Source organism: Mesorhizobium metallidurans STM 2683 (assembly GCF_000350085.1).
Taxonomy (GTDB): Bacteria; Pseudomonadota; Alphaproteobacteria; order Rhizobiales; family Rhizobiaceae; genus Mesorhizobium; species Mesorhizobium metallidurans.
Genome location: NZ_CAUM01000070.1, coordinates 1 through 4,213, shown reverse-complemented (window position 1 = coordinate 4,213; position 4,213 = coordinate 1). Strand labels below are relative to the sequence as shown.

At 58.7% G+C, this 4,213-nt stretch carries 3 protein-coding genes and 1 pseudogene; 1 reads left to right on the top strand and 3 read right to left on the bottom strand.

The features are described from left to right. Nucleotides 1-398: 398 nt before the first annotated feature. The gene (locus MESS2_RS12335; RefSeq protein ID WP_008874573.1) at nt 399-1,451 is read right to left on the bottom strand and encodes a flavodoxin family protein; all 1,053 of its coding nucleotides are present in this window, start codon (nt 1,449-1,451) and stop codon (nt 399-401) included. Nucleotides 1,452-1,605: 154 nt separating this feature from the next. Here MESS2_RS12335 and MESS2_RS12330 point away from each other — a divergent pair, with 154 nt between their 5' ends. After that, on the top strand, nt 1,606-1,947 hold the full coding sequence (locus MESS2_RS12330; RefSeq protein ID WP_008874572.1) for an ISAs1 family transposase: 342 nt from the start codon (nt 1,606-1,608) through the stop codon (nt 1,945-1,947). Between the two features lie 724 nt (nt 1,948-2,671). Here MESS2_RS12330 and MESS2_RS12325 read toward each other — a convergent pair. Then, nucleotides 2,672-2,902: pseudogene (locus MESS2_RS12325) on the bottom strand (helix-turn-helix domain-containing protein); the annotation flags it as partial. 63 nt (nt 2,903-2,965) lie between these two features. Then, entirely contained in the window at nt 2,966-4,045 is a 1,080-nt protein-coding gene (locus tag MESS2_RS12320) for a sensor histidine kinase (protein WP_008874570.1), read from the bottom strand. Nucleotides 4,046-4,213 lie beyond the last annotated feature (168 nt).

Below are 4,213 nucleotides of genomic sequence, written 5' to 3'. Positions count from 1 at the left end.
GCGGAGCCAGCTCTGTTTGTGTCTGAAATCGCGAACAAAACCCGTCCGATCGATGCAGCCATTGCGCACAAATGCGCTCGCCCCCAAGTGGTACGCCAATACTTGAGCCTCTGCGAGTATGGCACTCGAAGATGGGGTTGCCTGCGAAAACGCTATCCGTCGGTCCTCGTCGGCCGCCCTGCAAAGTTCACTGTGCTAATGCAAACGGCCCCGAAGGCCTGAAGAGCCGCTTCCCAAGGGGGAGCTTTTTGTTGCCGATGTCGCCTGGCGGGTCGCAGCCAACGATCGCAATTGTCTCGCGGCCGCTAAGAGGGCAGTCTTTTGATGCGTGCTGTCACTCGTCAGGTTTGCGAATTTTCCAAGCCGCAACGAAACATCAGTGCCGCGCCCAGCTGTGGCTACTTTTCTCGCGGTTCTTCAAGCGTGCTTCCAGCGATGAGGAATTTGCCATCGTGCTTGGCAATGACGGCCTGCGCCAGTGCTCTTGCAGCATTGCGGACCTCCTCCTGGATGTCCTCGTCTGCGTCGAGTTCCAGGTGGTTGGTCGCATACGGTTTCCAGTAGCCGATATAGCGGTCAACTTCAGCCAGCGGACCAGCCGGCGCAAGTTTCATGAATCGTAGCCAGTCTGATATTGACCGTCGCACATTCTCCACCCCTTCGACATCACCATGCACCACGACTGAGAACAATCGACCTTCAAGGTACCGCGGGTAATCCCATCCCTCCATTTCGATCGCCTTGGCCTCGTCCGCCTGTTTCCCATGGGTTCTCGTCGGATCCGGATTTCCACCATCGGCGCAAACCAAACGGTCCATCATCAGCTTGAGCGGAGAAGTCACTTGGTACCAGTTGACCGGGGTCACGATCATTATTCCGTGTGCAGCAACCCACATCGGATAGATTTCAGCCATCCAGTCCTGAGTCTGCCCTAGCGAGTGATTGGGATAACAAGAACATGGCCAATGACAGAGTGGGGCCGCGGTTGAGAAGCAAGCCTTGCAGGGATGGATGTTACGACCGTATTCCGACGCAAGGCGCGAGAGATCGAGAATCTCAATTTCGAAGTCGCCTTGGCTAAGAATAGCTTCGCGCGCCAGCTCTACCAATCGATAGCTCTTCGACATTTCTCCCGGGCAGGTATGCTCGCTGCGCGAAGAAGCATTGATAAGCATGATCCTTAACGGCCCTGCTGGGTTATCATGGTTTGACTGCGCTACTCTGATGGCATCGCGCGCGGCAATCCAATCGACCGAAACGTCGTAATCAGGGTCTGCATATTCCGGCCCGGCTTTCTGCGTGATCGGACTTTTCCGCGAGTTTGCGTAAGCCTGCCAGGCAACCTCGGCAATCTTGGCCAGTTCCGTGTTAAATTCGCGATATGCTGGGTCTTCAAATTGATTCAGATACCGTCGCGTAAATTCGTCCTTCGCCAGCTTTGGATTGGGCATACCTTTTCGTGGCGGTGGTGCATTGGATGGCTGAGCAGACGTTTTCATCGAAACCAGGGCCTTTCTGCGCCGCCGTAAGGCGCAGACGAAAACGCTTCTGAAAGAATATGGTTCGCTGGGCAATTGAAGCGCATACGCCAAAAACGCCCGCGCGGTGGACGAGAAGTCCAACGAGATCACCGCGATCCCCGAGCTGCCGGAGCTGTTGGCGATCAAAGGCGCGATCGGCACCATCGACGCGATGGGCTGCCAGACCAGGATCGCCGAGAAGATCGTCGACAAGGGCGCCGACTACGTCGTGGGGCTCAAGGGCAACCAGGGGAGCCTGCGCGACGACGTGGAGCTTATGTTCACGGAGCAAACGGCGCGCGGCTTCGCCGATGTCGCCGTCGCGAAAGCGTCGAGCGTTGATGGCGATCACGGGCCGCATCGAGACACGCGAGGTGTACACGCCGTCGAGGACATCGCCTGGCTCAGGGAGCGCCATCCCGACTGAAACGACCTGCGCTGCGTCGTCATGGTCGTGGCGCGGCGCGAAACCGCCAAGGGCGAGGAGCGCGAGCGGCGCTTCTACATCTCCTCGCTGCCGCCGACGCGGACAAGCTCGGGGCCGCCATCCGCGTCCATTATTATTTCCAGCTCCACTATGTCATCGGAGGGCCTGAGAAGGGACCGCTTGTGGTCCTGCTGCACGGCTGGCCTCAGACATGGTATACTTGGCGTCGGATCATGCCGCCGCTCGCCCGCGCGGATATCGAGTCGCTGCCGTCGACTATCGGGGCGCCGGAGATTCGGAGAAGCCGCAGGGTGGTTATGACAAGGCGACCATGGCGGCAGATTTCGGGCGCTAGTGCAGCAGCTCAGCGCTGTGAAAGTCAACTTGGTCGGACGCGATATCGGTGTGATGATCGCATATGCAATGCTGCCCAGTAGCCAGGTGATGTGGCGACGCTGACGATGCTTGACGTGCCGGTGCCGGCCTCGACTGCCTGGAACGAGGCCAAGCACAAGCCCGATCCCGAACTGTGGCACTTCGGTGTGAAATTGCGCCGAACCGTGACCCCAAACACGGAAACGCTCAAGTGTCTAATCCGGCTGGTCTTTTCGGGATTCTGGAAGGGTCATCATAGGCGCCTTCTGGCTGGCCAACACTCATTTTCGCAAAGAAATCAGCCTATTAATCTTGATCGACATGGGGTCACGGTTCAGCGCAAATTCACAACCTCGGGAATGCACCACATGTCACGGCGCCAGGGCTTGAGGCCGTTCTCGGCCAGCCGGCGGCGCTCCGTCTCGTGTGACAAGCTGTCGTGATCAGTGAGCTTGACAACGGCGTCGGCCAGCAACCCCAGCGTCCAGCGGGCGCGGCCTGCAGGCGGTTTCGCGCAGGCGGTCGCCACCAGCGAGGCTTCCTGCTTGCCGGTCAGCTTGCGCTCGCCTCCCGATCGCGGCATACGGTTGGGATCAGTTTTAGCCGCAACTGGTGCTCGTTCCCAGCAGTACTACCTAGCGATTCAATCCGTGGCGGCCGACCGTTTGAAAGCGATGGTCACCTTCGTCCCCTTCGCGCTCGAGTTGACGTGAAACTCCGCGTTTGCGTTCTCAGTCAGGGAGCGCGCGATCAGTGCGCCAAGCTTGCCGCGCTTTGGCCACATCTCGCCTTCCGGCAGGCCGATACCATCATCCGCGACGACGATCCGGCAGCCAACGTCGTCGACCATGCTATGCAGCGTAATCGTGCCACCGTCACGACCGCGGAATGCATGTTTGAGCGCATTGGTCAGCAGTTCGTTCACGACCAGCCCGATCGGCATGGCGACATTGATCGAAACTGGGTAGGTATCGACCATCATGTCGAGGCGGATGCCCTCGACAGCATGAGAATTCATGACCGCTGACGCGATCAGGCTGAGATAGACCCCGAGATCGACCTCATCGTTCTGCCCGTCTGCCGAAAGCGTTTTGTAGAGGATGGCGAGCGCGTCAACGCGACCTGCAAGCCTTTCGAAACGCTTCTGGTCCGGCTCGGCCGCGTTCCGGGTTTCCATACGAATCAATGCAGTGATCATTTGCAAGTTGTTTTTCACACGGTGCTGCAGCTCGTGCAACAGCGTGTCCTTCTCTCTGATACGCTCTTCAACAGAGCGCGGATCCTCTGCCTCGCCATGGGCCGAGACGTCGACCAGCGCCACCAGCCTGAAGCAGATCTTGCCGTTGTCATCCTCGATGACATTGGAATAGACGTCGACAATCGTCGGCTTATCCTCGCTTCGTTCCAAGCGAAAGGTGCCCACGAAATCGGTATCTTCGACCAAGGCGCCGACCAACGGGCGATCTTTCTTTTGATGGAGGCCTGTACCGGAAAGGGCGGTCCAGTTTTCTCGGGCAAGCGTGGCCGCCTTCACGCCAGACAGTTTCTCGAATTCGGGATTGGCATAGACGACACGCTCCTTCGCGCCCAAGTCAGAGACGGCAATGGCGATTGGCACCTGGTCGAGGAATTTCTTGAACTGCTCGCTCTCGATCGCGCTTGCGAGATCAGGCGTCTCGAACAGTTGCTCGACGGCCTCGGCCTTTTCTGAACCGGATGTCATCTGCGGGCGCCTGCGTTATGCGTGAACGCCCACCAATATCAGCGATGCCTCGCGCTTGCCATCGCCAAACGGCCTCGCGTCAGGATTTTCGTCAGAGGATAGCGGTGGCGGGTCCCGCCCATCCTCCGGCCCATTGCGTCCACTAGCCAAATTAAGCGCACCGATCGG

What these genes read in the sequence shown, in the direction of transcription:
- MESS2_RS12335 (WP_008874573.1), bottom strand. Translation starts at nt 1,451, where the DNA reads ATGCCCAATCCAAAGCTGGCGAAGGACGAATTTACGCGACGGTATCTG.
- MESS2_RS12320 (WP_008874570.1), bottom strand. Translation starts at nt 4,045, where the DNA reads ATGACATCCGGTTCAGAAAAGGCCGAGGCCGTCGAGCAACTGTTCGAG.